28 protein-coding genes are annotated in these 26,747 nt (G+C 51.4%); 11 read left to right on the forward strand and 17 right to left on the reverse strand.

Annotated features, from left to right (window positions below):
* Positions 1 to 129: 129 nt before the first annotated feature.
* Positions 130 to 354 carry a DUF896 domain-containing protein gene (locus tag CRG97_RS02180; protein ID WP_098741537.1) on the forward strand — a complete coding sequence of 75 codons (225 nt, stop codon included), beginning with the start codon at positions 130 to 132 and terminating at the stop codon, positions 352 to 354.
* Between the two features lie 120 nt (positions 355 to 474).
* Here CRG97_RS02180 and CRG97_RS02185 read toward each other — a convergent pair whose 3' ends face one another.
* Genes CRG97_RS02185 through CRG97_RS02190 form a run of 3 tightly spaced genes read right to left on the reverse strand, consistent with a single transcriptional unit; the run spans position 475 to position 2,826 of the window.
* Positions 475 to 1,770 carry a glycosyltransferase family 2 protein gene (locus CRG97_RS02185; RefSeq protein WP_098741538.1) on the reverse strand — a complete coding sequence of 432 codons (1,296 nt, stop codon included), beginning with the start codon at positions 1,768 to 1,770 and terminating at the stop codon, positions 475 to 477.
* Positions 1,763 to 1,906 carry a hypothetical protein gene (locus CRG97_RS33150; protein WP_202618850.1) on the reverse strand — a complete coding sequence of 48 codons (144 nt, stop codon included), beginning with the start codon at positions 1,904 to 1,906 and terminating at the stop codon, positions 1,763 to 1,765. Before CRG97_RS33150 ends, CRG97_RS02185 begins: the two co-directional genes overlap by 8 nt.
* Before the next feature lie 44 nt (positions 1,907 to 1,950).
* Positions 1,951 to 2,826, reverse strand: coding sequence for a GGDEF domain-containing protein (locus tag CRG97_RS02190; RefSeq protein ID WP_098741539.1), 876 nt, complete (start codon positions 2,824 to 2,826; stop codon positions 1,951 to 1,953).
* A gap of 305 nt (positions 2,827 to 3,131) precedes the next feature.
* Between CRG97_RS02190 and CRG97_RS02195 the strand changes: the two genes are divergently transcribed.
* Positions 3,132 to 4,031 carry a sigma-70 family RNA polymerase sigma factor gene (locus tag CRG97_RS02195; protein ID WP_098741540.1) on the forward strand — a complete coding sequence of 300 codons (900 nt, stop codon included), beginning with the start codon at positions 3,132 to 3,134 and terminating at the stop codon, positions 4,029 to 4,031.
* Here the strand turns inward: CRG97_RS02195 and CRG97_RS02200 are convergent.
* The 4 genes from CRG97_RS02200 to CRG97_RS02215 form a co-directional block, all read right to left on the reverse strand.
* Positions 4,000 to 4,446, reverse strand: a complete 447-nt coding sequence (locus CRG97_RS02200) for a carboxymuconolactone decarboxylase family protein (protein WP_098741541.1) — start codon at positions 4,444 to 4,446, stop codon at positions 4,000 to 4,002. The genes CRG97_RS02195 and CRG97_RS02200 overlap by 32 nt on opposite strands.
* Positions 4,447 to 4,661: 215 nt before the next feature.
* Positions 4,662 to 6,308, reverse strand: coding sequence for a DUF4179 domain-containing protein (locus CRG97_RS02205; protein WP_098741542.1), 1,647 nt, complete (start codon positions 6,306 to 6,308; stop codon positions 4,662 to 4,664).
* Entirely contained in the window at positions 6,295 to 6,828 is a 534-nt protein-coding gene (locus CRG97_RS02210; RefSeq protein WP_098741543.1) for an RNA polymerase sigma factor, read from the reverse strand. Before CRG97_RS02210 ends, CRG97_RS02205 begins: the two co-directional genes overlap by 14 nt.
* Positions 6,829 to 7,095: 267 nt before the next feature.
* Positions 7,096 to 9,900, reverse strand: coding sequence for a glycoside hydrolase family 3 protein (locus tag CRG97_RS02215; RefSeq protein ID WP_098741544.1), 2,805 nt, complete (start codon positions 9,898 to 9,900; stop codon positions 7,096 to 7,098).
* A 348-nt stretch (positions 9,901 to 10,248) separates the two neighbouring features.
* On the opposite strand from CRG97_RS02215, the gene CRG97_RS02220 reads away from it, so the two are divergent.
* The gene (locus CRG97_RS02220) at positions 10,249 to 10,764 is read left to right on the forward strand and encodes a hypothetical protein (protein ID WP_098741545.1); all 516 of its coding nucleotides are present in this window, start codon (positions 10,249 to 10,251) and stop codon (positions 10,762 to 10,764) included.
* A gap of 114 nt (positions 10,765 to 10,878) precedes the next feature.
* On the opposite strand, the gene CRG97_RS02225 is transcribed toward CRG97_RS02220, so the two are convergent.
* On the reverse strand, positions 10,879 to 11,628 hold the full coding sequence (locus tag CRG97_RS02225) for a Crp/Fnr family transcriptional regulator (RefSeq protein WP_098741546.1): 750 nt from the start codon (positions 11,626 to 11,628) through the stop codon (positions 10,879 to 10,881).
* Between the two features lie 22 nt (positions 11,629 to 11,650).
* Positions 11,651 to 12,715: an FAD:protein FMN transferase gene (locus CRG97_RS02230; RefSeq protein WP_098741547.1), complete on the reverse strand. Its 1,065-nt coding sequence runs from the start codon at positions 12,713 to 12,715 to the stop codon at positions 11,651 to 11,653.
* Between the two features lie 159 nt (positions 12,716 to 12,874).
* Between CRG97_RS02230 and CRG97_RS02235 the strand changes: the two genes are divergently transcribed.
* The 5 genes from CRG97_RS02235 to CRG97_RS02255 are packed head-to-tail and all read left to right on the forward strand — an operon-like array spanning position 12,875 to position 16,310.
* Positions 12,875 to 13,255 carry a NusG domain II-containing protein gene (locus CRG97_RS02235; protein ID WP_098741548.1) on the forward strand — a complete coding sequence of 127 codons (381 nt, stop codon included), beginning with the start codon at positions 12,875 to 12,877 and terminating at the stop codon, positions 13,253 to 13,255.
* Positions 13,239 to 13,784, forward strand: a complete 546-nt coding sequence (locus tag CRG97_RS02240) for a Gx transporter family protein (RefSeq protein ID WP_098741549.1) — start codon at positions 13,239 to 13,241, stop codon at positions 13,782 to 13,784. The genes CRG97_RS02235 and CRG97_RS02240 overlap by 17 nt, the downstream gene beginning before the upstream one ends.
* Before the next feature lie 16 nt (positions 13,785 to 13,800).
* Positions 13,801 to 14,676: an energy-coupling factor transporter ATPase gene (locus CRG97_RS02245; RefSeq protein ID WP_076322472.1), complete on the forward strand. Its 876-nt coding sequence runs from the start codon at positions 13,801 to 13,803 to the stop codon at positions 14,674 to 14,676.
* Positions 14,625 to 15,482 carry an ATP-binding cassette domain-containing protein gene (locus tag CRG97_RS02250; protein WP_098741550.1) on the forward strand — a complete coding sequence of 286 codons (858 nt, stop codon included), beginning with the start codon at positions 14,625 to 14,627 and terminating at the stop codon, positions 15,480 to 15,482. Before CRG97_RS02245 ends, CRG97_RS02250 begins: the two co-directional genes overlap by 52 nt.
* 36 nt (positions 15,483 to 15,518) lie before the next feature.
* Positions 15,519 to 16,310 (forward strand): energy-coupling factor transporter transmembrane component T family protein, encoded by a 792-nt coding sequence (locus CRG97_RS02255; protein WP_098741551.1) that lies wholly within the window; start codon positions 15,519 to 15,521, stop codon positions 16,308 to 16,310.
* A 58-nt stretch (positions 16,311 to 16,368) separates the two neighbouring features.
* Here CRG97_RS02255 and CRG97_RS02260 read toward each other — a convergent pair whose 3' ends face one another.
* The 8 genes from CRG97_RS02260 to CRG97_RS02295 form a co-directional block, all read right to left on the reverse strand.
* The gene (locus tag CRG97_RS02260) at positions 16,369 to 17,304 is read right to left on the reverse strand and encodes an MORN repeat-containing protein (protein WP_098741552.1); all 936 of its coding nucleotides are present in this window, start codon (positions 17,302 to 17,304) and stop codon (positions 16,369 to 16,371) included.
* A gap of 241 nt (positions 17,305 to 17,545) precedes the next feature.
* Complete coding sequence (locus CRG97_RS33155) at positions 17,546 to 17,752, reverse strand: hypothetical protein (protein WP_098741553.1); 207 nt, start codon at positions 17,750 to 17,752, stop codon at positions 17,546 to 17,548.
* A 48-nt stretch (positions 17,753 to 17,800) separates the two neighbouring features.
* On the reverse strand, positions 17,801 to 18,805 hold the full coding sequence (locus CRG97_RS02270) for a polyprenyl synthetase family protein (RefSeq protein WP_098741554.1): 1,005 nt from the start codon (positions 18,803 to 18,805) through the stop codon (positions 17,801 to 17,803).
* 31 nt (positions 18,806 to 18,836) lie between these two features.
* Entirely contained in the window at positions 18,837 to 19,274 is a 438-nt protein-coding gene (locus CRG97_RS02275; RefSeq protein WP_098741555.1) for a hypothetical protein, read from the reverse strand.
* Positions 19,275 to 19,393: 119 nt separating this feature from the next.
* The gene (locus CRG97_RS02280) at positions 19,394 to 21,277 is read right to left on the reverse strand and encodes an FAD-dependent oxidoreductase (protein ID WP_098741556.1); all 1,884 of its coding nucleotides are present in this window, start codon (positions 21,275 to 21,277) and stop codon (positions 19,394 to 19,396) included.
* 49 nt (positions 21,278 to 21,326) lie between these two features.
* Positions 21,327 to 22,235: an FMN-binding protein gene (locus CRG97_RS02285; RefSeq protein WP_098741557.1), complete on the reverse strand. Its 909-nt coding sequence runs from the start codon at positions 22,233 to 22,235 to the stop codon at positions 21,327 to 21,329.
* A gap of 168 nt (positions 22,236 to 22,403) precedes the next feature.
* Positions 22,404 to 23,336 (reverse strand): dihydroorotate dehydrogenase, encoded by a 933-nt coding sequence (locus CRG97_RS02290; RefSeq protein WP_098741558.1) that lies wholly within the window; start codon positions 23,334 to 23,336, stop codon positions 22,404 to 22,406.
* The gene (locus CRG97_RS02295; RefSeq protein WP_098741559.1) at positions 23,317 to 24,018 is read right to left on the reverse strand and encodes a dihydroorotate dehydrogenase electron transfer subunit; all 702 of its coding nucleotides are present in this window, start codon (positions 24,016 to 24,018) and stop codon (positions 23,317 to 23,319) included. Before CRG97_RS02295 ends, CRG97_RS02290 begins: the two co-directional genes overlap by 20 nt.
* Positions 24,019 to 24,181: 163 nt before the next feature.
* Between CRG97_RS02295 and CRG97_RS02300 the strand changes: the two genes are divergently transcribed.
* From CRG97_RS02300 to CRG97_RS02310, 3 genes are all read left to right on the forward strand, one after another.
* Positions 24,182 to 24,718: an NAD(P)H-dependent oxidoreductase gene (locus CRG97_RS02300; protein ID WP_098741560.1), complete on the forward strand. Its 537-nt coding sequence runs from the start codon at positions 24,182 to 24,184 to the stop codon at positions 24,716 to 24,718.
* A gap of 491 nt (positions 24,719 to 25,209) precedes the next feature.
* Entirely contained in the window at positions 25,210 to 25,539 is a 330-nt protein-coding gene (locus tag CRG97_RS02305; protein ID WP_098741561.1) for a PadR family transcriptional regulator, read from the forward strand.
* 1 nt (position 25,540) lies between these two features.
* A partial coding sequence (locus CRG97_RS02310) for an FtsW/RodA/SpoVE family cell cycle protein (protein WP_098741562.1) occupies positions 25,541 to 26,747 on the forward strand: 1,207 nt, incomplete at its 3' end.

Below are 26,747 nucleotides of genomic sequence, written 5' to 3' on the forward strand. Positions count from 1 at the left end.
GGCTTTGGGTAGGGAAAAAATCACAAATTGAGCCTTTTGGAAGTGAAAGTTGGCGGGGTTGACAAATATCTTATATTGTTATATCTTTAAATTAAGATAAATGAAAATCAAATGGAAAAGAGGGATATCATGATCAAAAGCTTAACCCGGATTAACGAACTGGCTAAAAAACAGCGGGAGGGTGTACTTACTGCCGCGGAAAAAGCCGAACAGCAAGTTTTGCGCACGGACTATCTGCGTGAAATTCGCGGACAGGTGCTAAGCACCTTTTCGGGATTAAGCATCGTGGATCCCGACGGAAATGACGTGACACCTGAAAAACTTCGTCATGAGCAGAAGAAGCTGAGAGAATAGTAAACTGCCGTGACTGTGTAACGACTTTACACAGTATGGTGAGCATAATAATACAAAGAAGGGATCGCCATGTCATGGTGACCCCTTCTTTGTATTAAACACAGTTGCCTGAGGGTGCCTCTACCCAAACCGCTCTGTCTTGTACCACTTGGATTCCCTGCCCGTGATTTTATCTACGATCAAGGAGTAGAAGGCCTTAATGGATATGACGAGGAACAGCTGGGCGTAGGTGAAGTACGACACGCATGAGAGAATGAAGTTGCGTGTGTGGCTCTGACCGATGTCCGTTGCGAGCGCCAGGTTAATCTGCAGGACGTAAATGTAATACATTAAGGCCCAAGCAATGATGAGATACATATACACATCGCCTTCAAACCGGAAAGGGGAGACGACGGCCGGGTTAAACAGGGCGATGATCTGATACACGATGTTGGCGACAAATATAATATCCGAGATGATAATGGCAATCATAAACCAGAAGTAACTGGCGGCGTAATACAGCACATGCAGCTTGATGCGCCAGCTTGTCCGGTCAAACAGATGATGAAGGTTATCCGTGACGACGCTGTAGTTCCCCTTAGCCCAGCGTTCGCGCTGTTTCATGTAGACCTTCAGATCCTCGGGCTCCTGCTGATAAGCTTCGGCTTGCGGAGCTAGCGCAATAAGCTGCCCTCTCGTCAGGATCTCGAACGAGATCGCGGTATCTTCCGTGATCGCATGCTCATCCCATCCGCCGATGTCCTGAATAAGCGCGGTTTTCACGATAAAGTTCGTGCCCGGAATGGTGCCCAGCTTAAATAGCTGCCATAGTCCGGTATGATGTACACGCTGTATGGTCACCAGCTCCAGATTGATGCAGCGGGACAGAAAATTCTGTCCACGGTTTCGGGCCTTGTTGCGACCGAAGACAGCCCCGTAGCGTTCAGGCTGCTCCATTGCCTTCTGCGTCAGGAACAACAGCGCGTTTTTCTCAGGTGCGGCATCCGCGTCATAGACACAGATCCATTCGCCTGTTGCCTGCTTGAGCGCATCGTTCAGGGCACCCGATTTGCCGCCGGTTCCGGTTCTCTCCAGAATAAGAAAGTCGCGGTCGCGGTAACGTTCATTGGCTTTCAGCGCCCTTAAGCGCTCGGCCGTATGATCCTTGCAATTGTCGGCGATGACAATCACCTGCATTTTGTGATGCGGGTAATTCATCTGCAGAATGTGCTCTATTGTTGCCTGGATGACCAATTCCTCGTTATGCGCGGGCACCATGACCGACACGGTAGGAAAATCCTCCAGATTGCTCGGATTCACCAGCTTCTGCTGGCTTTGTTTATGAATGAACACGATGGCCCCGGCCATAATAATGATCGATTCCAGTACGGCAATCCATATACTGATAATGGAGATGACCAGGAAAAAGTCAGTCACTGAACTTCCCCCGATCGTATTTTCTTTTGACCTTCGAACGGAAGCTTAAGGTGGCAATCGTCAGAATAATGATGGCTATGGAGAACACGATGCTGACCCCGATGCACAGAGGGATAAACCAGTTGGTATACGACATCGGCTGAAAGCCTCCTTTTGATTGATGATGGTAACTTAACTTAGTTAAATATATTCCCCGATAAGGTCGGTTTCGGTATTCCGTTCTAATGCAGAGATGACGTCATCGATATTTTCGTATCGGCTAAATTGCTCCTTCTGAAATACGAGGCCGCCGGCGCGGACCACAAGCTTGAGGGACATGCCTTTCTTGTCACGGAAGGGGACGTTCATCATGGCGACTTTGATACGCTCCATAAGGCTTTTGAGATATTCCGGCTTGGTGAGCGGGCACAGAATGATAAAGCGTCCTTCTCCAATGGAGAATTTATAGTCCTCATAACGAATCTGCTTCTGAATCGTGCTCGACAACTCCATAATTAGCTTGGCAAAACGGTGTGATCCGACAGACTCCCTGGTCAGAGGGAGAAAATCGAGCTTAAACATCATGATGCAGAAGCTGTACTGATCCGAATAGCGATTGGCCAGATTGGCTTGTTTCACCAGCGTATCTTCGAAAGCATCCTTGCTGCCAAGAGAGGTGTCGATGTCGATATCCGGGTTGGTTTTCCTCAATTGCTCGAGACGCCTTATGAACCTTCGGCTTCGTACCAGAGCCAGCTTGATGAAGATAGCAATGGTGGTATTGGCGGGCAGCAGCAGAATCCAGGAGAGTGTGAGTGCATTGACCGGGGCCAGAGTGGACAACCATACGAAATAAGTGACCAAATACACAAACACCGTAACCGTCGAAACGCCTACCGGAAGAAAGAAGCCGATCAATAAGGCGCCCAGTGTACCGACGCTGAACAGGAATTCCGTGAAAGTAAAACTTTGGTTTACATAGATGTTCCAGAATATGAACAACTGCTGGACCATGGCGAGAGCAATCAGCAGAAAATAACCGAGTTCGACGCGACGTAAAGGGGTGGACTTTTTCATGTTTTACCTACTTTCTAATCTCTTAAACCTTTTATCGCAGTAGTTAGGCCATTCCAATGTTATTTAAAAATTACCCAAATGTCGATAGATTTATCGAACGTTGACATAATCTACACATTGGATAACGAATTTAATGTCCACTGACCCTTTGAATTCTCCTTTCAACTGACCCTTACGGAAATCTTGGCATATGGGGTAGAGTAGACAATAACGTCTTCATGATGTCACAGGTGGTATATCCCGTTTGTCTTATAAGTGGTGTAGCTTTCATGCTAGAGAATATACAGAATAAGAAGGTGTGCCTGATGTTATTGGATCAAATCTATACCGAATACAAGCCGATGATGTTCAGCCTGGCCTATCGGATGCTGGGGAGTGTGGCGGATGCAGAGGACATTGTGCAGGATGTTTTCTCCCAATTCGTGCAGATGGATCGGGGAGAAGTACTGAACGAGAAGGCATATTTGGCCAAAATGACAACGAACCGCTGCATCAATCTGTTGAAATCGTCCAGACGCCAGCGCGAAACGTATACCGGTCCTTGGCTGCCGGAGCCGATGCCGGACTATGACATGCTGACGCGGTCCGATCCTGCGGAACGCCGCGAAACGATTGGTTATGCCTACCTGGTGCTGCTTCAACGGTTAACGCCGCTGGAACGTGCCATTTATATCGCCAAGGATACGCTGGGGCTTGAATATCAGGTCATAGCGGAGATGCTTGGAAAGACGGAGATCAGCTGTCGCAAGACCTTCAGCCGAGCCAAGCAGAAAATGGGACAGGCCACTGAGAGGCCTAAGGGAGAAAACGCCCGGACGGAAACACAGGAACGCTTCGTTGAAGCATTCCTGCGGGCGTCCGATATGGGGAATTTTAAGCCGCTGCTGTCATTTCTGAAGGAAGAGGTTACGCTGCTATCGGATGGGGGCGGCAAAGCGAGGGCAGCCATCAATCCGATACTGGGCGTGGAACGGGTACGTGCTTTCTTTGAGGGGTTATCTGCCAAAGGCTCGTTTCGGGAAGGCTTTGAGCCTGTCTCCGTAAACGGAGAGCCCGGCTTATTGCTGAAGCGGGACGGCAGGGTCTCCATGGTGCTGACGGTAGAGTGGGAACCCGACTTATCCCGCATCAGTCAGATATTTCTTGTGGTGAATCCGGATAAATTGCAGCTGTTTAATCAAAACAGCCCGGGAACAGACCAGTAGCGACACCGATCCGGTTCCAGGCATTAATCGTTGTGATCGCCATGACCAGATCGACGAATTGCTTCTCGTCAAAATGCTTGCGCACGCGTTCGTATATCTCTGTAGGAACACCGGCCTCGGATAGCTTGGTCACGCACTCCGTCAATTCGATGACGGCCCGTTCCTCGTCTGAATATATCGGGACTTCCCGCCACATCGGCAGCAGGAGGAGGCGATCCACGCTTTCGCCCATGGAGAGCAGATCCTTGGAATGCATATCCACGCAGTAGGAGCAGCCGTTGATCTGGGATGCCCGGAGCTTAATGATCTCGTACAGCTTGTGTTCAAGTCCGCTTTGTTGGGCCGCTTGCTCCAGGGCAAGCAGCGTTTTGAAGGCTTCGGGATTGGCCGACCGGTAATTCATTCGCAGTTCCATATTCAGTTCCCCTTTACGGTATGATGGTTGATGTTCACCCATATGACAGTTGGCCGTGCAGAATTGTGACATGTCCAACGGAAAAAAGAAAGAAACCCTTCAAAGGTGGGGAACGAAAGACCGAAAAAGATGGGCGCTTCTTGGCAGAAGCGCCGTTCCGGGCAGCGTTCATGTTCATCCAGAGGGTTTCTTTGTCGTTTATAACGTTGTATATGTTATTTTCCGGCCTTAAGCTGGACGCGCAGGACATCGTCTCGCTTATGAGTGGCATACTTCGAAATATACACCTCAAGCTCGGTCTTGTCGAAATTCTCATACACGTCCATATGTTTATTGTTGTCATCGCCGAACAGGCTAGTCATGGCTGGCATTCCATAGTTCCGGTCGTTGCCGTCAAGATAATAGGTTTGGTTAACGCCTCCGAACGCCGGATCTGCGCTGGAGGATTCCACATAGAGGTTATTCTCCTTCATGTAATAGATCCATGTGATCGGATAACCCGCAATGCTGGTCGTTATGGTCTGATGCTTAGCCGAAATATCGGTCAAGCGGATCGGACTCTTGTCTCCATCATATGCATCGACGCGATGCTTGGCGATCAGGGACACAGGCTGGTTCGCCAGGGAGGCCGCATTCAGTCTGGTCATTTCAAATCGCAGCTCCGTTTTATTGTGTTGTCCCTGAACAGACCATATATTTCCGTTCAATAGCGTTCCGCCTATATCCAGTTGGTATTCCATGTAAGGAACCTGCGTGTATTTTTCTTCATGGGTCAGGATCAGCCGGACTTGGGTTGGCGTAACGATCATTTCATGGATCTTCGTTCCGCCAGGCAGCTGATCAACAGGGATATTCAGCGTTTCCTTAAACGTTCCATTATCCATTTGTTTCTTGGACAGGGCCATATTTAAGCTCCAAGTACCCTCTGCGGACTCAAGTGTGCGATCATAAGCAAGCCGGAAAGCAGTACCTTCTGCAAGCAAATGGTCGGACTCGAATATTTGCTGATTTACAAATTCTCCAGCTGCACCCGGGGTTCCATTAAAGGAAGGCTCAGTTTCCTTGATAATCTCACTCTTGTCATTGATGGCCTCTACTCGCACCCAGCCTCTACTGCTCATCTCGGGATCCGTATACGTAATGGCCGTTCGGAGCAGGACATTTCCATCGGATTGATCGAATGACTGCAGGCTCACGCTGTCAATGCCATCTTTCTGAATAGGGAACACTTGTGTATTTTGATCGTTAGGGTCGTAGTTGATGGACTGTTTTCCATCGCCGGTAAAATGGATATTCTCCATGGCAAACTCAATATCCGCCATTTGGCCGTCAGCGACCCAATCGGTTTCAAAATACCCCTGGTATACGCCCAGCTCCTTGTTCCATTGATGGAAATAATGTCCCTCGATCGAATTGCCTTCCTTATCTTTAAGTCCTAGATGATCAAAGGATACTTGCTCACCAGCCCGTGGTCCAGGATCCAGACTGTAGAGCAGGAACGTCCGGTTCTCATCGATAAACGCCGTGTGCACCGTTAAGGTTATGCCATCCTTTGTAACGGATTGCTCAATCGTCTGGCCAAGCTCCTGCTCCAATGCGGTCTGGATACCGGCTCTGTAAGATAGAAGATTGGACCAGTCATAGTTCAGAGCTGCATAGACCGGTGTTGCCATCAAGGCGACGGATATCCCCGTGATGATCATAATACGTTTTCGTTTTCGCTGACGAAGCGGAACCGATTCCCCCCCGGCCACCTTCATTTCGTTCTGCTGGATACTGCTCCACATCCGATCAAAATCCGGATAAGACACGTTATTCGCCTCTTTCATCTGGTTTTTCAGATTGTTCTCAAAACGATCCAAATTGGTTCTCTCCCTTCAGCCAAAATCCGTTATGGTGTTCAAGCTTTTTGCGCATGATTTTCAATGCTTTGTGAAGCCTTGATTTAACCGTCCCGACTGGAATCTTCAACGTTTCGGCGATTTCTGCCATCGACAGCTCACCGATATAGCGGAGCGTGACAACGGCCATTAGCTTATCCGGAAGCTGCCGCAGCAATTTCTCCCATTCCGCCGCCGCTGCTTTTTCCAATACGATGGTGTCTACGGATTTAACCGATGCCGTGGTCTGCTCGTGGAGCCACTCGACCTGGCTTTGCTTGTCGCGCTGGGTCTGATTCCTTCTAAGCAGGTTCAAGCAATGGTTCATCGCGATGCGCATAATCCAGGCGCGTGTATGCTCAACACTTCTCCAATCCTGACGAAATACGGTGACAAAAACGTCGTGGCAGAGATCTTCCGCATCTTGCGCGTTACGCAGCATGTAGTAACAGGTGCGGTATACATCCTTGTTATAAGAATCGAACAACTCGCGTTCCGTCAATCCAAGGCACTCCTTTCTTCGCGTTATGTCTAATAAACAAATGACCCCTAGAAAGGGTTCATCTTTTTTTTGCTGCCGTAATGCAGCGAAGGTCTGAGTCCGTCTCCGTAACTGTTAATTGATTTCATTCTAACAAAAAAGAACATCTGCCCCACGATATAAAAAGAAGGGCAGATGTTCTATGGATATCTGTAAGTTTAGAGCCGTTGACAGGCTCAATTGGAACCCATCGATTAGGCATATGCTTATAGAGGGTTTCGTTTTGGCTTAAGCTATACGGAACCAGCTGATTTGTACTTCACCTTGCATAATGAGGAAGACGTCAGCCCGTCCTGTTAATCCCGTCAGTTTGGCCTGGACTGTCGTCCAGGCTTGGCGTCCTCCGGTCGGCAGAACCTTGCAGCTTCCGGCTGCAGGACCATCCGGGCTGCCGGTCGTAATGACGATTTCGCCGCCCTTGATATGTCCGCTCGCCCTGGCTTCGAACGTTACCGAAGCGTCGCCGAGATCTACGTCATGGAAAGCGATCCATCCCGTTTCGCCGGTTAAACGGATGCTTTCGCCGTCTTCACTGCATTCATCCAGGAAGACACCTTGGTAGTCGTCATAATTCACCGCTCGAACAGGCTCACGTAAGGTGCGTGGAGGGATCGTCTCACCTTCCACTTGAAGGACTGCGGTTTCCGGTAATTGGCTGGAGGACGAACCAGCCATGAGCGTATAGCTCCCCTTTTCAACGCAGTAGCGATCCCGGGTGACATCCCAGAACGCCAGATCCTCCGCTTTGAGCTCAAAGCTTACCGTTTTCGAAGCTCCCGGGGCCAGATGGATGCGACGGAAGCCTTTCAACGTTTTGAAAGGGCGAATGATGCGGGAGGAATCAGCTTTCACATACAGCTGAACCACCTCATCTCCGGCCAACGTGCCCTCATTCCTGACGGTAACGTTGACAGTTACGCTACCATCGGCGGTAATTTCCGACTGGCTTAGCGACAGACCGCTGTAATGGAAGCGGGAATAGCTGAGACCATGACCGAACGGATACAGCACATCCCCGTTGAAATATTGATAGGTCCGTTTTCCTTTGATAATATCGTAATCCATGAGGTCTGGAAGCTGTTCGATTGACTTATACCACGTCATATTTAAGCGACCGCCCGGATTGAAATCTCCGTACAGAACGTCGGCAACCGCATGACCCAGCTCCTGTCCGGCATGAGACGTAAAGAGGATGGATGGCACATGCTCCTGTTCCCAGTTCACGGCGAACGGATATCCGCCTACGATGACAACCAGCGTATTGGGATTGGCTTCATAGACCGCCTGAATTAAGGCTTGCTGAGCAGGCGGGAGGGTGATGTCGGGACGGTCGATCGTTTCCTTGCCGTTAATGAACGGACTGTTTCCCACGAAGACTATGGCGGTTTCAGCCGATGCTGCTGCCGCGACGGCTTCAGCGATGCCGTCCTGAACCGTCTCGATGGCCATTGGCGTTCCCGCATCTTCGCTGCTGCCTACCACAAGCCGTCCGTGCTCATCCAGTAGGATCGGTTTTCCCTCCCAATTGTTCATTACAAAGCTTCCATCCGGTAACACCTCGAAGCTGAAAGCCTCTTTAACGAACCAGCCGCGAGCCTCGTCGGCCGTTGCTTGCAGTCCCGTCTCGGTTTCAGTTACGAATTTGCCGCTACTGGCGAGCCGAAGCGTCACGGAGCCCCACCCCCAGTCGTTCCGCTCGAACACCGCCGCTCCGGAGGGCTCAGCCGTGCTTGCAAACAGCCCGCCATTCTCTTCCGAAGATAAGGCGATATATTTGCCGCTAACAGCAGAAAGAAGACGTACCTGGTCTAATCCCGTATGAAAATGGACGCTACGTTCCCCCATTTTCTCCTGCACGCCCTGAAGCGGCGTTATCCGGTATGGAGGCGTACCGCTGTACCAATCCGTAAATGCTTCGTTAGCCAGGGGACCGATGACAGCAGCGGACTTCAACTGATCACGCTTAAGGGGCAGTAATCCATCGTTTTTCAGCAGCACGATCGATTCCCGGGCGGCTCGAAGAGATAATTCGGCATGCTCGGGCGCGCAGAGCTTCGACTCCGGCACATGGCTGTACGGATTCCGTTCTTCCGGATCGAATTCGCCGAGACGGAACCGGACACGGAAGGAATTGCGGAGGGCGTGATCGAGATCCTGCTCTTCCAATAATCCCTGCTCCAATGCGTCGCGGAGTGCGCGGAAGGAGATGTCCTGGTCGTCGGTGATGCTGTCGATTCCGGCTTTGACGGAGCCGGCCACGGCCTCTGCATAGGAAGAGACATAATGATGGTCCATGACGGTGCCGAGAACGTCACCGGCGTCTCCTACCACGAATCCGTCCATGCCCCATTCCTGTTTGACGATGTCGTTCACTTCATGGTTCAGGTTGCACGGCGTGCCGTTGATGCCATTATACGCGGTCATCATGGAACCGGCTTTCCCTTCCCGGAACGGAGCCTCGAAAGCCTTCAGATAATACTCGCGTTTGTTTCTCGGATCGATGCTTACCGATGCGCTGCCGCGGTCAACTTCGTTGTTATTGCCGTAGAAGTGCTTCAGGGTAGCTACCGTTTTGTAGTAGAAGGGATGGTCTCCCTGCATGCCCTTCACAAGCCCGGTGGAGAGTTCTCCGGTCAGGTGCGGGTCTTCCCCGTAGGCTTCTTCCGTGCGTCCCCAGCGAGGGTCGCGTTCCAGATCCACCGTGGGCGCCCAGATGGTCAGTCCGTTGATGGCGCGGTCGCGCTGGTAATAGACGCGGGCTTCCTCCGCGATGACCGATCCGATCTCCCGCATCAGCTCGGGATTCCAGGTACACGCAAGCCCGGTATTTTGCGGGAACACGGTCGCTTCGCCAAGCCATGCCACGCCGTGAGCACCTTCGGTGCCATGCTTATATTTTCGCACGCCGAGGCGGGGGATTTCCGCCTGGTATTGGCACATTAATTCGATTTTTTCGTCCAAGGTCAATCGGGATACAAGATCATTAACCCGTTCTTCCAGCGGAAGATCCGGATTCTGGAATGGATATTTCATGGAGCAAAACCTCATTTCTATGCATAGTTGGAATGGAAACGCTCTCAGTTATACATGTGATAAGTTCATGCTTCTCTTAAGCCAGTTAGACCAATTCCATCATAGCGTGCAAAGCGGAGTCGTAATACACCGAGAATTAGTGCAGTTTTCATGTGGGAATTTCGAATCCTTCAGGACAGCTGATTTGACGACCTCATCGCCTCCGCGCCTCATCTTGTAAACTGGTGGTGTTTGTTGTTTTGTAAGGGCTCCAGGAAACTGGGGGAGGAGTGGGCTGCCGGGGATCGTCCCGTACCTTTTGTAACCCAGTCATTAGATCAAGCGTTAGATTAATAATGAATGAAATAAATGGAGGAAACGAAAGAGAGGAGTGATTTTATTCCAAGAGAAAAGAAAGTCATAATTACAATAGCAGTGGTGCTCTTAGCAGCTACTATGGCGATTATTTATTATTCTGTTCGATTGCCTTCTACAAGCGTCATTGCCCATTCTACTAAAATAGAAAAGATCTCTTTTCTATACCTGAAAGGAACTAACATGACACCTTACCTCATCGAATTCGAAGACCAAAATGAAGAGCTTAATCAATTGATGAGCATTTTAGACTACGTTTCGTATACGAGATCGCCGAGATCGTTTTTCAGCAAAAACATAAGAAATGATGGGGGGCCAACGTTTGCATTCATTATTTTTTACCGTGATCGTGACGGAGAAATAAATGATTATTTTTTGGATATCAATCAAAAAGGTTATGTTCTAAGGGGAGGAAAGAAAATATATAAAATGGTTGATCGGGAAGAGGAGGTCTTTGATCAGCTTTCCAGATGGCTGTTTGAAAGAGCTGTTAGAATGCCAGTAACTTAAAAGCTGAAAGAAATGAACACGGAATAGAACGAAGGATTTATGAAACCTCTCCGATGAAAGGGATGCTTAAGCGCCTCCGTTTCTTCTTGAGAGGTTTCTGTTTTCTTTCGTCCGTTACATTCTGCAAATCTCTTTGGGGCAGTCCTCGCAGTGGCAAATATTCCGTAAATAGTCGGGATCATTGAGAACGATGCGTCCCCGTTCGGTAGAAATCACGCCTAGATCCTTAAGCTCGTTCAATATCCGGTTAACGCTTTCACGGGTGGAGCCAATCATCTCCGCCATTTCCAAATTCGTAATCCGCTTGCCAATGATGGATCGTCCATCCTTGATTGTCCCACTCGTGCCGTACATATTGTACAGTCGCAGCAGCAGTGAGCACAGGGCCCCGGATTTACCATGCAGCAGCAGGTCGCGTAATTTGCTTTGCGCGGTGCGCTGCATGAGTGCCATCCAGCCCATATATTCCAGGGCAAAGTCTCCGTTGGTGCGGATGACTTTATCGAGTTCGGCCTGCGGCACAATTCCGACTTCACTATCCTCCAAGGCTTTGGCTTCGAATTGATGAACGGCTCGTCCGAACGGATCGGGTTCACCGAACAGATCGCCGGGGATGTGAAGCGATAAGGTAGCCGACAATCCGTCTTCCAGCAGCTTGGATACCTTTAAGCTTCCACGGTTTACAAAGTACAGCCGATCCGCAGGATCATTCTCCTGGTATAGATAATCGCCGGCAAACAAACGGACAGGCTCGGCCATCTCCCGGATCAGAGCGAGATGCGGTTGTGAATAGACAGAGGAAGTACCCGCTGGAAACAACCCTCCATTCCATGTTTCGGACCTTGCAGCTCGATTCTGTTTCATACGATCTTCTCCTTCCATAAGTTTATTTGGCAAGCTGATAATCGTCATTGGTCAGTTTAAATGCATGGGTCAGACCTGAGGTGAGATAGATTTGATGATCGGTGGTGACAAAAATGGCTTCGGCATCGTCGCGGCTCTCGACGAACTGCCGTCCTTCCGTTAGTCCAAGCGAGAAGACGGAAGTTGACATGGCGTCGGCGTCCATGGACGTGTCGGTCACAATCGTTACGCTGAGTAGGTCATTATCGACCGGATAACCGGTGAAGGGGCTCAGAATATGGTGATACACTTTTCCGTCTGCTTCGAAGAAGCGCTCGTACACGCCGGAGGTTACGATCGTCTTATTGACGACCTCCAGTGTTCCCAGATGCTGCCCGCGCTTTTCTCCGGGATCCTGGATGCCGATATTCCACGGTGAACCGTCCGGTTTCGATCCCATGGCAAGGATGTTGCCCCCAAGGTCGATGATGGCCGAATGGAAATCCTGCTGCTGCAAATAATCCGCGATGACGTCCGCTGCATATCCTTTGGCGATGGCCCCCAGATCCAGCGACATTCCTTCTTTCTTCAGCAGAATGGCATGGGATGCAGGATTCAAAATGACATCCTTGTAGTTCATTTGCTTCATGGCAGCATCCAGCTCATCCTCTTCCGGCACAGCGGGGTGTTCACCGCCAATGCCCCAGAGGTCTACAAGCGGGCCTACGGTCGGTTCGAAATGTCCGCCGGAAGCCGCCGCATAATCGATGGCGGTTTGGACAACCTTGAAGGTTTCCTCGGATACGCTCACTTCGGACTTGCCCGCCGCTTGATTGACCCGATCGATCTCGCTGTCCGCCAGCTGACGGTTCATGTGTTGGTCGATCCGATCCAGCAGTGCGCCTACCTCATCGAAATGCTGGGGCGTCATCCGTTCATCGTAAACGCGGAGACTTACAATGGTATCGAATATAAAGTAACGTTCGGTTGCCGGTTCGTTGCTGGCGGCTACCTTCTGATCTGCTGTGGTAGTGCAGCCAATCGATCCCGTCATCAACAGGGTGAGCATGATCAACAGGCTGCTGTAGGAAAGAAGCTTCCTATACATGACAGTGCCTCCTCTTTTCAGTTCTGATGCTGTTCTAAATTGAGTTCCGATGATCCCAGCGTATCAGACCCTTCCCTTGCTGAATGTGAGAAAAATCATTTCTGGCACTTGGTTCAGCCCTGATAATGAAGATAAGCAAAGCGAAGTGGAGAGATGCTGATGAAACGCGGAGATATTGGAATAGCGCTCGTGCTGATAGCGGTTGTCGCCTGGTTTGGAATATCCAAGTTTATGGGAGAAGACGGAGCGGCGCAGGGAACCTATGCCATGATCGAGGTGAATGGAAAGCATTATGATACGGTGGCGCTTACGGAAGAGCCCCGAGATATAGAAATCCGGACAGAACGGGGATATAACCTCTTGAGGGTCTCCCGCGAGGGGATCGAGATGGTCGAGTCCGATTGTCCGGATCAGCTCTGCATTGGGTTCGGTCACGTTCACGATGTTCATGGCACCATTGTATGTTTGCCCAATCGGGTGTTTGTAGAAGTGACTGGAGATCAAGTTGAAGGAAGTGAGCCGGATGCCGTTGTCTCCTGATCCCCATGCACTCCGCAAGCTGGTCGTAATCGCCATCTGCGCCTCCTTATCGGTGGTGCTTGGCATTGTGGAAGCCCTGATTCCATTCGCGGTCACGATACCCGGTGCCAAGCTGGGACTTGGCAATATTTTGGTGCTGACCTGTCTAGTCTGCCTAGGGGGCAGAGATGCCCTGTGGCTTATTGTTTTAAAGACATTGCTGACTGCTTTTATACTGGGAAGCTTCTCGACCTTCCTGTTCAGTATGTTCGGCGCGCTGGCGAGTTTTCTGGTGATGTATGTCATGCTTAGGCTCGGGGGCCATAATTTCAGTTTAACCGGCGTGAGCATCGCAGGTGGCATTGCTCATAATATTGGCCAATTAACGGCAGCCTCGCTGGTATTGGGAACAACCAAAATTTATTATTACTTGCCATTTTTGCTCGGGGCGGGTGTCGTGACGGGGATCTTTGTGGGATGGGCTGCAAAACATCTGATCGAATCCCTGCGACGTATCGATCCGTTTGGCATGTTTCACACGGAAAGTTAAGGAGGAGGCGTTAGGCATGGTGGACATAACCGATAAGTCAGAGCACGCGGTCCAACTCAAGCATGTATATTACGGACAGGGCTGTACGAACGTGCTCAAAGACGTCTCGCTGGCGATCCCCCATGGGCAATGGGTATGCATCGCCGGAAGGAACGGGGCAGGCAAGTCCACGCTGATTCGCCTGTTAAACGGACTTCTCCTCATGAGTCGGGGACGCATTCTTATTGATGGGCTGGAATTGAACGGCCGTACGCTGGGTGAAATTCGCCGTCATATTGGCATGGTGTTTGCCAACCCTGACGATCAGTTTGTTGGCCTCACCGTAGAGGATGATATTGCGTTTGGCCTGGAAAATCTGTGTCTGAGCCGGGAAGAGATGCTGCAGCGGATTCGGACCTATGCGGAGCGGCTGGATATCGTCCATCTGCTCCACCGTCATCCGGCTACTTTGTCCGGTGGACAGAAGCAGCGCGCTGCCATTGCTGCCGTGCTGGCGATGGAGCCTTCTATCATTGTCTTGGACGAGGCAGCTTCCATGCTGGATGAGAAGGCTAAGAATGAGCTGCTGGGTTTCATGCGAACCATGCATGCCGAAGGCCGATATACTATCATCTCCATCACCCATGACGTAGAGGAGATGGCCGAAGCAGACCGGATGATCGTGTTGGATGGCGGAATGGTCACGGCAGACGGAAGTCCAAGGGAGCTGCTGCTGCAGGAAGAGCTGCTCCAGCGTTGCAGGCTAAAGGTTCCTTTTGCCCTCCAGCTATGCAGGGAGCTGAAGGCGCGGGGGATTGATATCGGCGAGCTGGTTAGGGAGAAGGAGGTGCTGGAGGCGTTATGGTCATATCATTCGAAGAGGTTTCTTACCGCTACCGGGACCGGGGGATGAGCCCTATTCTTGGACTCGACGGCCTTAATCTGGAGCTGGAGGAAGGCAGAATGATTGCCGTCCTCGGTGCGCCGGGTTCGGGAAAATCAACGCTTCTCCAGCATATGAACGGATTGATACGGGCAGATGAGGGCTTGATTCGCATATTGGATTTTCGCCTTGAATCGGGTGACAGCAAGAAAGTCCCTGCCGGTCTGCGGCAGCGCGTCGGCCTGGTGTTCCAATACCCGGAGCAGCAGCTGTTTGATGAGACGGTGGAGAAAGATCTGCTGTTCGGGCCGCTTAATTTCGGGCGGAGTCCAGCCGAAGCTGCCGAGGCGGTCCGCAGAGCGGCTTCCTTCGTCGGATTAGACGAGGAGCTGCTGGCGCAGAGTCCCTTCAAGTTAAGCTCGGGCCAGATGCGAAAAGCGGCCGTGGCTGCCGTATTGGCGGCTGACCCCGACATTTTGGCTTTGGATGAGCCTACGGCCTCCCTCGACCCTGCCAGCCGTGAGGATTTGATGGGGCGGCTGCATGGATTAACGAGGACCCAAGGCAAGACGGTTCTCATCGTCACCCACCGGCTGGAAGAAGTCGTGGCCTACGCGGACGAGTTCGTTGTGATTAAAGATGGCAGCGTCGTATTTCAAGGAACTGCCAAAGAGTTGGTACACCGGCAGGAGGTGCTGGAGCAGGCGGGACTGATGGCTCCGTCGTCCGTGCGGATGGCGGGCAAGTTGGCAGCTCAGCTTGGAGTACAGCCTCCGGAGATGCCACCGGATGCGGCGGCGCTGGCGGATTGGTACGCAAGCCAGCTTGAAATATAGGGCAGGGCGAAGCAGAGGCGAAAGGAGGAAGCATGGATGAAGCGAAAAATCATCCTGGGCCGATATATGGAAGGTGATTCATGGGTTCACCGTCTGGACCCGCGTGCCAAGACGGCTGCCATGCCGCTCTTTATGGTAGCCGTGTTCCTGGTAGACGGATATATGGGGGTGCTCGCGCTGCTGCTGTTCACTGCGGCGGTGATTCGGGCTACGGGTATCCCGTACCGCTATTTCATCAGAGCCATGAAGCCGCTGATGTTCCTGCTGTTGTTCATCCTGGTATTTCACCTTCTTTATGATGCGGGAGGCGGGAAACTGCTGGATGTGGGCGCGTTCAAGGTGTATGCCGGCGGATTGGAAAAAGGCATCGTGTCCGCATCACGGATGGCGCTCTTCATCATGTTGGCGGCGGTGCTGACCTTCACGACCCAGCCGGAGCAGCTGGCCCAGGGGCTCGGCAGCCTTCTGCGGCCCCTGACCTATATCGGCGTGCCTACCGATCGACTGGTGCTGATGCTCGGCATTGCCCTCCGGTTCATTCCGACCATCTTCGAGGAAGCGGAGCGGCTGTGGAAGGCACAGCAGTCCAGGGGACTGGACCTGTCGTCGCGGTCGCTGAAGGAGAAGGCGCGGCTGATCATTGCCCTGCTGGTGCCTGTAACGACAGGCGCGTTCCGGCGCGCCATCGGGCTCGCCGATTCTATGGAAGCCAGAGGCTACCGGCTGGGTGCGCCGCGAAGCAGGTTCAGGGCCTTTGTATGGAAGCGGGCGGACACGCTGTTTGTTGCATTGTTCCTGCTGCCCGTGGCCGCAGCCGCGCTGCTGTAGTTTGGGGCTTGAAGGAAAGAAAACCGCAGTCAATCCTTACGGACTGACTGCGGTTATTTTACTCGAATTTTATAGGGAAGGCTTCACAAACACTTGTGGACGAATTGCTGCAGCTTATCGGCTCTGGGTCGTTTCCAATGTCTTTTAATAGTTTTGAGAATTCACCCAGATAGGGTTGCAAGACATGTTTATTGTTATTGATTTTCCCTTGAACGATCCCAGCAAACCGTCCATTCTCCTTCACGTCTTTTGCGGTAACGAGTTTCCCGTTCTTGTAATTCTCTACTCTATAGAATTCTTCATCCTCGAAACGTTGGTTCACTCCGGTATAGAGCTCCATCACCTCATAGTCACCCGTTCGATATACGCCTTCGCTGATGGAACTCCCGTAATCCTCCATGCTTCTTGCATATTCGAACCCTTTGTAGTCAAGCGCGGACTTTTCCCTTTTGTAATAATTCAGCAGTTGGATGTGGCCGCGAGCCAATTTGGAATGCATTAGTTCATTTGCCTGCTTGCGATCCGATACGGAAAATTCCAAGAAGGTGTTTCCATTCCGATAGTCAAACCAAATGCTATCCATGGATTGCGTGACGGTATGGCCTGTTAGCAAGTCATGATCCTTGAAAGTGCCCTTCGAGATTACATAAAATTCAAGATCAGGGTTGCTCTCCTTGCGAACTCCGGTTCCATCGGGTCGGTCGTTCTTCCATTTACCTTCGTATACGATTCTCATGTCCTCGGGAAGCCTGTCCGATATGTATTTTCCTGTGCCGGATCTTTGACCATTGTACCAATCGCCGCTGTACACTTTGGAAGGTCCCCATCTCATGGTGCCTTTCCCGTGGGGGTTGTTATTCTTCACTTCTCCGTAATAGGTTGCCCCGTTGGGGAGGGTCAAGCTCACTTTTTGGTTTGAGGCCTCGGTCTCCTCATGGGTAAACAAAAGAAACAGCAGTGCTAGTGTAAGAAAGCTTAGGTATTTTCTGATCACTCTTCGATTAGTCTCCTCTACATTTGAATCTTGTCGAATTTATATACCATCCACGGATGATTTACTCAGTCAAATCATAGATGAGAATCTTGTCAAACGTAAAGTTATAATATGGCAATTGAATATGTGAAATGGATATTTGGTCCATCTTTTTTTGTGGGTTTCACAATACAGCTTGTAGAGAATGAAACTATAAGAAAACACCGTTGCCGTGAAGGAACGATGTTTTCTGTCATCCGCATTAATGCATCGGCATCGGCGTATTCGTCGGTTCGATCCCCTGGTAGGCCTGATCCACGGACTGCCGGATTTCCTTCACGCTGGACATATGCGGGAGAGGCGTATCGGGATTCAGCAGGTAGTCGCTTTTTCCGTGGATCGGCCTGCAAGCTTTTCCGCATACAGGACATGTTCTGCAACATCCTTTCATAATCGAACAGGGATGCATCCATGATGGATGCATCCCTGTTCATTTTGAGTATATGGATTTATGTCTTTAGGGCAGAAAATAATGGAGCAGGACCTGCAAATCATGCTGTGCCGGATGATCCGTAAAGTCGCCGATCATTCGCTGAGCCTGTTCCGCATACGATCGGGCAAGCGTCTCGCTTTGCTCAATGGCGCTGCTTGCGGCAATGCGGTGGATGACTTCATCCATGTCAGCCGCCGCAGAGTGGGGGCCAAGCTGTCTGATTCCAGGTGCAAGGGCTGGATCGTTGAGGGCGTAAATCACCGGCAGCGTAATGTTGCCATTTCGCAGGTCTGCGCCAGCCGGCTTGCCGATGGCCTCCTTGGGCTTCGTGAAATCGAGCAGGTCATCCCGGATTTGAAATGCCATGCCGAGCGACTCTCCGAATTGAAACAGCCGTTCAGCGGTTCTCGCATCCGCTTTGGCTGCTTCCGCGCCCGCTTTCAGGCAGTGGGCCATCAGCAGGGCGGTTTTGCAGCGCGTTTTCTCCAAATACTGCTCCAGCGTTAGTTCATAATTAAAGCGGTGGTGCAGCTGATCGTATTCTCCCATACAGAGCTCGGTTACCAGAGCCGCAAGTTCGGCTAACCGGTAAGCATCCGCCTCGGAGACATCTTCACTGCTCCTGTCTGACTCGTCATTCGGATGACCCGCAGCCCATTCGATGGCACGGGCAATCATGTAATTGCCGATGTGCACGGCCGTCTGGACATCCGTGGTTTCATGCAGGGTCGGCATGCCTCGCCGCATATCGGATTGATCGATGATGTCATCGTGTACCAGCGAAGCCATGTGTAAATATTCAAGCAGCACGGCGGTTTTCATGACGGCCGGCTCATGCACGCTTTCCCCGAAACGGCTGCCGAGCACGACCATGAGCGGACGCAGCCGCTTGCCGCCGGCGTCAATGAGATCTATGACGCTGCTTAGCACAACAGAGGGAGGAGAGAGGTCACGGTCTGAGGTGACCACCTCCCGGAGCAGGTTGTCGAAGGAAGCGAGATCCACTCCCATTTGGTTATGAATGTTCATTTGCATCATCGCTCCTTTCCCATATGGCTCCTTACGCGCTCCGTTGCTCCAGATAGCTGCGGATTTCGCGTTTCAGCTCTTTAAGCAGGATTTCGGGTGAAACGTTCTTCATTAGATTCAGCTGCATGCGTTTATGGAAGGGGAGAAGCCGGGACAGCAGCTTCCATTCCTTCCGTTTGACGGCAATCCGGTACATAAGCCCGGTTAAATAATCGCCGTCCAGCAGCATGCGCGTCAATCTCTCGTTGTCCTGTGCCTGGAGCTTGCCGTGCTTGCTTAGCGCGGAATGAATCAGGATGCAGCATGCCAGCACCGTCATTTTACGGGAATAGGCCAGTTCGTAAGCGTTGAGCATATCAGCAATGTCCCTCACCGGCCTGTTATCCATCTCCATCCAATCGATATCCGTTCCGGAATCGATATGCGACCGAAGCAGGTCGATCGTATCCTGTAATAGCTTCATATCCATCGTTATTGACTCCTTCCGGAAGGCTCGTGTTGATTAAGAGTGTGAATGACGGCAGAACGGCCTATGAACCGAATCGGCAAGCAAGATAAGACAAGCCGATTCTCTCGAATGGTGGAAGATTAGTCCGTATACACGTACCATCGCCTTACGATCGGAATTCGTCCCCATACCTTCTTCAGCCAAGGATATACATAGTAGTCAAGTCCGAACGTGCTGCCCGATCCACCGATTAAGGCGATCCCAGCTGCCAGATACCACAGCATTTCGTTAGGTGCCATGCCCGATACCCAAACCATCGCGCCCATGGCAACGCTAGCTACGGCAGCAGGTGCCGTGAACAATCCGACAATCAGCAGGATGCCGACGATCAGCTCAGCCAGGACCATCGAGGTCTGAAACACATAGGCGAGCGAAGTATAGCCACCGTCGCCGGTGTAAAACATCAGGTCCATCGACCAATCGACAATGGATTTCATGAAACCCGGAACCGGCAGGGCGGATACCGCTTCTGCGGTATAAGCTGAGGCGGCGGAGACCGCGTCAGCCGCTCCAGCTCCGGCTGCTCCGGCAGCATCGGCGCCGGCCGCAGACGCTGCGCTTACGCCATCGGCTACTTTGGCAGGAATAAGGAACACCTTATCCGGATCCTCAATAATCTTGTGGATTTTATCCCATCCCTGAGAGAGCCACATCCATCCGGCAAAAATCCGCAGCGGAACGAGCCAGAAATTCGGAGACCGTTTGGCAAAATGTCCGCCCACGAAGCTTCTATTGTTCCGAACATGGAAGAATTCATGCAGCAGGTAATGGTATACCTTGTTGAAGCCGCAAACCTGGAACAGATAGAGCATATTGATCATATGTTTGACCAGCATAGCCATGAAGCCGCTGAGCCTGAACATGTGGCCAGGAACACCTACGTTAGCTACCCCGTAGCGGCTGCCGATACAGACCATCGTTCCGTGGAACGTCGGTTTGTAGGATTTCATCGGTTTGTTCAATAGTTCAGCCACAATGTTATGTGCGATGACTGGGGCTGCGAGTTCCGCATTTTCTACCATTTGAGGTACGGGTGCAGCCGCGCCCTCAGGAATGTAGAAAATGTTGTCCCCGACGACATAAACGTTCGGATGGGCAGGAACTTGAAGCTTGTCGTTGGTCAAAATACGCTTGCGGCCTTTTTGCTCGACATCCATATTGCCAACTACGTCGGACCCCTCAACCCCTGCGGTCCAGATAACCGTACGAGATTTGATGTCATTGCCGCCGACGGTAACGCCGTCCGGTTTAACTTCCGTAATCTTCGAGCCTGTGATGATATTGACGTTCATTTTGCGCAGCCGTTTCTCGGCTTTGCGAATTAACGGTTCGGGCAGGATCGGCAGGATCTTGTCGACCATGTCGGCGACATGAAGTGTAACCTCGCTTGGATCGACGTAGAACTCTTTGCATAATTGTTGCGTGAATTCGGCCAGCTCGCCGATCATTTCGACCCCGGTGAATCCACCGCCGACCACAACAAAGGTCAGCATTTCTTTACGGACCTGCGGGTCGCGTTCCAGCACGGCTTTTCGGAACATATTCAGGGTGTGTTCCTTCAAGCGAACCGCATCATCATACGACCATAAGGTGAAGGCGTGTTGATCTGCGCCCGGTATGCCGAAGAAGGTCGGCTTGCTGCCTGTTCCGATGACCAGATAATCATAGTTATAGGTTTGTTTCTCTCCACGGAGTGTTTGACCGTCAAAGTCAATGCCGCCGATTTCATCCAGCACCACGTCTACATTGCGGAATCCGGAGAACACTTTTTTCAGATCGATTTTGATGGAATCTTCTTCGACCCGATTGGCGGCCACTTCATGCAGCTCGGTCAGTAGTGTATGATACGGCTTGCGGTCGATGAGTGTTATCCGCAAATCCTTCTGTTTGCGCAGTCGTTTAGCCAGCTTCTTGGCGGTAAGTATACCGCCATATCCGCCGCCCAGCACGATAATCTGTTTCATGCGAATCTCCCCTCAAGGAATAGTTGTCTTATATCTATCGCTTTTGTGCTTATTTGGCGCCTTCGAGTGCTTTCGTTGCCAGCTCTACAAATCCGCTGACGTGGATCGACACACCGGAAATGGCATCGGTTTTGCCGTCTTCAGCCGTTACGATTGCTTGCGGATCTTGCTTTTCAATCAAATACTGCTCGGCTTGATACGCCTGTTCATGCCATTCGGATTGAGCTCCGCCGTTCTTCATGCCGTATTCACCGGATTTGGAACGGGTAACTTTATCTGTACCGCCGTCTTTATGAACGCCGTTCCAGCTAACCGCGGCAATCTTGCCGTTAATAACGGCAACGTCGACGGTTTCTTTCCAGCCGGAATTAGCGTCAAAATCTGCCGCTTCTGCGTGATAGCTGCCGTCTTTGTATGGTCCTGCTTCAACAGGTCCCGCCGCCAGCGCTTTTGCTGCCAGTTCCGTAAATCCGTTGACATGGATCGATACTCCGGACACGGCATCCGTGCGGCCTTCATCGTTCAAGGTCAAACCATCAACCGACTGCTGAGCTACCAGGTATTCCTCCATTTTAGCTGCCTGCTCATGCCATTCTGCTTGAGCGCCGCCTTTTTCCTTCATACCGTAGAAGCCTTTTTCGGAAAATGTCTTTTTGTCCAAGCCGCCGTCCTTATGAAGCCCGTTCCAGTTGGCGCTGACGATCTTGCCGCCTTCGACCTTAATCGCAACGAGTTCTTTCCAGCCGGAGTCTTCAGCAAACTCGCCTTCAGCGTAATATAAGCCGTCCTGCAGGGTCCCTTCTTGTGCAGGCTGTTCCGCATTACTTGTGTTATCCGTGTTTTGGCTCTCTGCTGGTTTGTCCGTATTAACCGGCTCATTGTCACCGTTGCCTCCGCAGCCGACAAGCAGCGCAAACATCAACATGACGGAGAGGGATAGAGAGAGTGTCCTTTTCATTCTGGTTTCCTCCTATAATTTTGTGAATTACTTCACAAATATTGTTCTTGAGTTCATTTTATTCTTAAAAAGAATAGTTATCGGTGAAAAAAATCACAAATAGTGTCGGTTAGTGTCGGTGCTTCATGTTCGAGGTGATCCTGTTGATTATATATGAAGGATCATAGGTCAGATAATGCCTCGAATGTCATCCAGCGAATGAATGCCTTCGCTTTCCATCAATTTAATCAATTCTTCGGCCAGGGTATCGCCGGCCCGCAAGTTGATGAAGTTGTAGGTTCCGATCTGTACAGCAGTGGCGCCTGCCATGATGAATTCGAGGATATCCTCGGCGCTGCTGATGCCGCCGATTCCAACGACCGGGATGGATACCGCCCGTGCCACCTGATGGACCATGCGGAGCGCTATCGGTTTAATTGCCGGCCCGGACAGCCCGGCGTAGGCTCTGTCAAAAACGCTTCGCCGCTCCCGTATATCAATCGCCATCGCTTGGATTGTATTGATGAGCGAAAGACCATCAGCACCTTCAGCTTCACACATGCGTGCCATTTCCTTCAAATCCCTTGCACCGGGAGAGAGCTTGACGAGCAGAGGCAGCGTGGTCGCTTTCCGGACTGCGCGAACTACCTCTTGAGCCTGCTCATTCTCAACGCCGAAGGCCAGCCCGCCTTCCTTGATGTTGGGGCAGGAGATGTTGAGCTCAATCATGTCGACAGCTCGTTTGCCGGATGACCGTAACTTGAGGCTGGCTTCGGTAAGCAGCTCGGCGCCCTCCGTATATTCCCGTATGGTGCCGCCGCCAAGATTGACGATGACCGCAGTCCCGTGCGAGGTCATCTCGGATAATTCATGCTCCAGAAAAGCGTGGATGCCCGGATTCTCAAGGCCAATGCTGTTCATGATGCCGGATGGCGTTTCGTAAAGCCTTGTTCCAGAATTGCCGATTCGTGGAGTCAGGGTCAGTCCCTTGGAGACAATGCCTCCAAGCTTGCGAAGCGGATACAGATCCGCATACGGTTTGCCGAATCCGAACGTGCCCGATGCCGCCAAAATCGGATTCGCCAGCGGGACGCCCGCCAGTTCACAATCGATGGAGATCATTCCAGTTCACCTCCTTCGCCGGAAATACGGGGCCATCGGTGCATACCTTGCGGCTTGCGCCAGCGGAGGTTAACGTGCAGCTGTTGCATGCCCCGATGCCGCAGCCCATTCGCTTCTCGATGGAGACGTGAAGCTTGGCGTTAGTACTCTCCGTTTTTTGGGCCAGACTGTGCATCATGCCAACCGGTCCGCATGCGAATATCGTGTCATAGCGGCTTGGGTCCACTGCATCTACAATGGTGCCGCCGGATTTGACGGTGACATTGCGGCTTATTTCGTGGAATCCGGTGACTCCGAAAGGGAAGCTGGTGTATCCCAGATATACGCTGGCATCAGGTATTTCCTTAGCTGTCAGCAGCAGCGGGGCTACTCCAATGCCGCCTCCTACCAGTGCCGTCCGGCCTTGGGGCTCAGGGAATCCTTGTCCAAAAGGTCCCTCCAGCTGAATCTTGTCACCCGCTTGAAGCGCCGATAGCAGCCATGTGCCTGTTCCATGCACGCGATACAAGAAGGAAACGGAGTCCTCCGTCAGGTTATGAACGCTGATCGGTCGTGACAGCACGGGATAGGTATCCCAGCAGCGAAGCATGAAGAACTGCCCCATTCGTGCCGAATAGCTGCCTTGAACGGTAAGTCGATATATGCGATGGGCCAGTCTGACATTTTGAATAACAAGGGCCACGTTCTTATTCCCCTCCCTTGGCGTACTTTTTCCGCCCGCTATGTTCCTTGATACAGTATCACAGACCGATAACGCTACCTGTGACATTTCTCATATTCGGGCGTTGTCAGGGCTTGATACCTTTTGTATACATACACGAGACTGGAAAGGGTGGGGATCATACATGAGAACACTGGTGATCGTTGCACATCCGGGTCTGCATGAGGGATCACGGATCAATCGCGAACTAACCGAGACGGTGAGACATAATCATGAGGTGACGGTGCATGACCTCTATCAGCGTTATCCGGATGGACATATCGATATCGAGGCCGAGCATCAATTGCTGCTCCAGCATGAACGCATCGTGTTTCAATTCCCTTTCTGGTGGTACAGTTCACCGCCCCTTTTGAAGCATTGGTTCGACGAGGTGCTAACCTTCGGATGGGCGTATGGTCCGGGCGGAGACAAGCTCCAGGGAAAAGAGTGGGGCGTAGCCGTTACGACCGGCGGAGCCGCGGAGGCCTACGGCAGCGAAGGATACAACCGCTACACGGTGGAAGAGCTGACCCGGCCCTATGAAGTGACGGCCAGCCTGGTAGGCGCGATTTACTTGCCGGTATTTACTGTTCATAATGCCATGCAGCTGACGGATGAAGAGCTGCGGCGTCATGCGGAGGATTTTGCCCTGCATGTTACGGGTTCGGGGAGATCCAGATAAGGGTAGCTATTGAAAGCGTGCAGCTGCTGCAGTGATGGTTCGAATATTCACGAATTCGGCCGTTTTCCAGAGGCATGTTGTTCCACGCGAAATCATGAACGATTCAAGCGTGTTTATCCATTCGTGAAAAGGAAAAACTGAATTGCTGTTAAATTAGCCTGGCGGCTGAAGCTGCCGGGCTTTTCGGTGTACTGGCAAATTCCCGCAGATTTTGGCATATTCCGAGCGATTCAGGGGGATTCTTCTGGGAATGCTGCGCATTGTTTATAGGCTAAGGTTGCTGTTCTTATAGAAGGTTAGGTGCGACGAGCGCTACGATTTGTTGATTGGAAGTTAGGTGCGGCGGAGCGCACTGATTGTGGATTAGAATGTAGATGCACGAATCGCCCGATAATTCGAAAACATTCGTTGCAATGTGGAGACGCTTATTTTATACTCGTATACATAGATTTACGATACATAGATTATCTAGGTATTGGAGTGATTGAGGAATGGGCATTAACAAAGAGCTGCTGAAAGGCAGCACCGTCATATTATTGCTTACCGTGTTGAACAAGCGGGAAATGTACGGGTACGAGCTGATCAAGGAGATTGAGCAAAGCTCGGACGGGATGTTCCTGATGAAGGAAGGCACGTTATACCCGATTCTGCACACGCTGGAGGCGGAGGGTTGGCTGGATTCCTCCTGGAGCCAGCATGATGGACGAAAACGGAAATATTACCGGATTACCGAGCGCGGCAGGGAGCAGCTCCATGAGAAGACCAAGGAGTGGGTCAAATTCCGTACGGCGGTGGATACGGTCATCGGGGAGGGAAGCTAGCGTGCGACCGGTTGAAGAATATCAGGTTGTTCAAGACTTCCTGACCCGGGTGTGCAGGCAGGTACGCGCAAGAGCCATGCATCCGGAAATCCGCGAAGAACTGCTCGGCCATATCGAGGAGCGGACGGAGCTTCTGATGCTGGAGGGCAATGCGGAGGAGCCTGCGGTGCAGGAAGCGGTGAAACAGATGGGGGATCCGGGGGATATCGGCAAAAGCCTGCATTTGGCTCATCGGCCTCAGTTGGATTGGAAGCTGCTCGTTCTGCTGGCCTTGCTCTCGCTCATTGGATTGTTCGGGGCACTGAGTATTGATTATGCGGGGACAGAAATATTGCCGGACTTTTTCATTAGAAAAGCGTGGTTCTTCGGTATAGGACTGATCCTTCTTATCGTTTTCTATTTCCTGGACTACAGAAAGCTGAAGAAATACTCCGGGATATTGTTTTTTATCACGCTGTGCCTGATGGGACTTACGTTGATTCGGGGTGTTGACGTCAATGGACTAACGATTTTCTTGGTACTAGGTCCGATAGCAGTCCCAATGCTCGGTGTAGCATCTGTTTTTCTTCTCCTGATTTCCTTGGCAGGCATGAAGCCTGCGACTCAGTGGGGGGTATGGGAAAGTGTATTCCACATCCTGTATCGGGGTGTGCTGCCGATCGTACTATACAGTATGAGCGGTTCGATGGTATATATGTTCATCTATTTGCTAGGATTCCTGGTACTGACCTGGACGACGAAAAGGAATATTAAACAATTTGCGGTGCTAACGCTGCTGCCGTTCATTGGATTAGCCTATATCTTGTTTACAAAAAGAATATACCTCATGTGGAGACTTGAGGGGCTCGCAGACCGTGAGGGGGACGGTGGTTATTTCATGCGGGTCATCGCGGATACCGTTTCTTCTGCCGGTTGGTTCGGTCAAGGCTTTGCTGCGCCGAATCCGGGAATCCCGTACGTTTATAGCGACTCCATATACCCCTATCTGATTTATTGCTTCGGCTGGATGTTTGGCATTGTAGTCGGGATGGTCGTTCTTTTGTTCCTCGCCAGAATGTGGAGCATATCCAATGTGCTTCACGATTCCTACGGGAAAAATATCGTGACCGGTGTCATCGTTGTGTTGGGCCTGCGCCTGCTCATGCCGATCATTATGGGATTGGGTATGGTCCCCGTTATCAGCCTGGACTTTCCTTTTATCTCGTATG

Source organism: Paenibacillus sp. EZ-K15 (assembly GCF_002573715.1).
Classification (GTDB): Bacteria; Bacillota; Bacilli; order Paenibacillales; family Paenibacillaceae; genus Paenibacillus_AQ.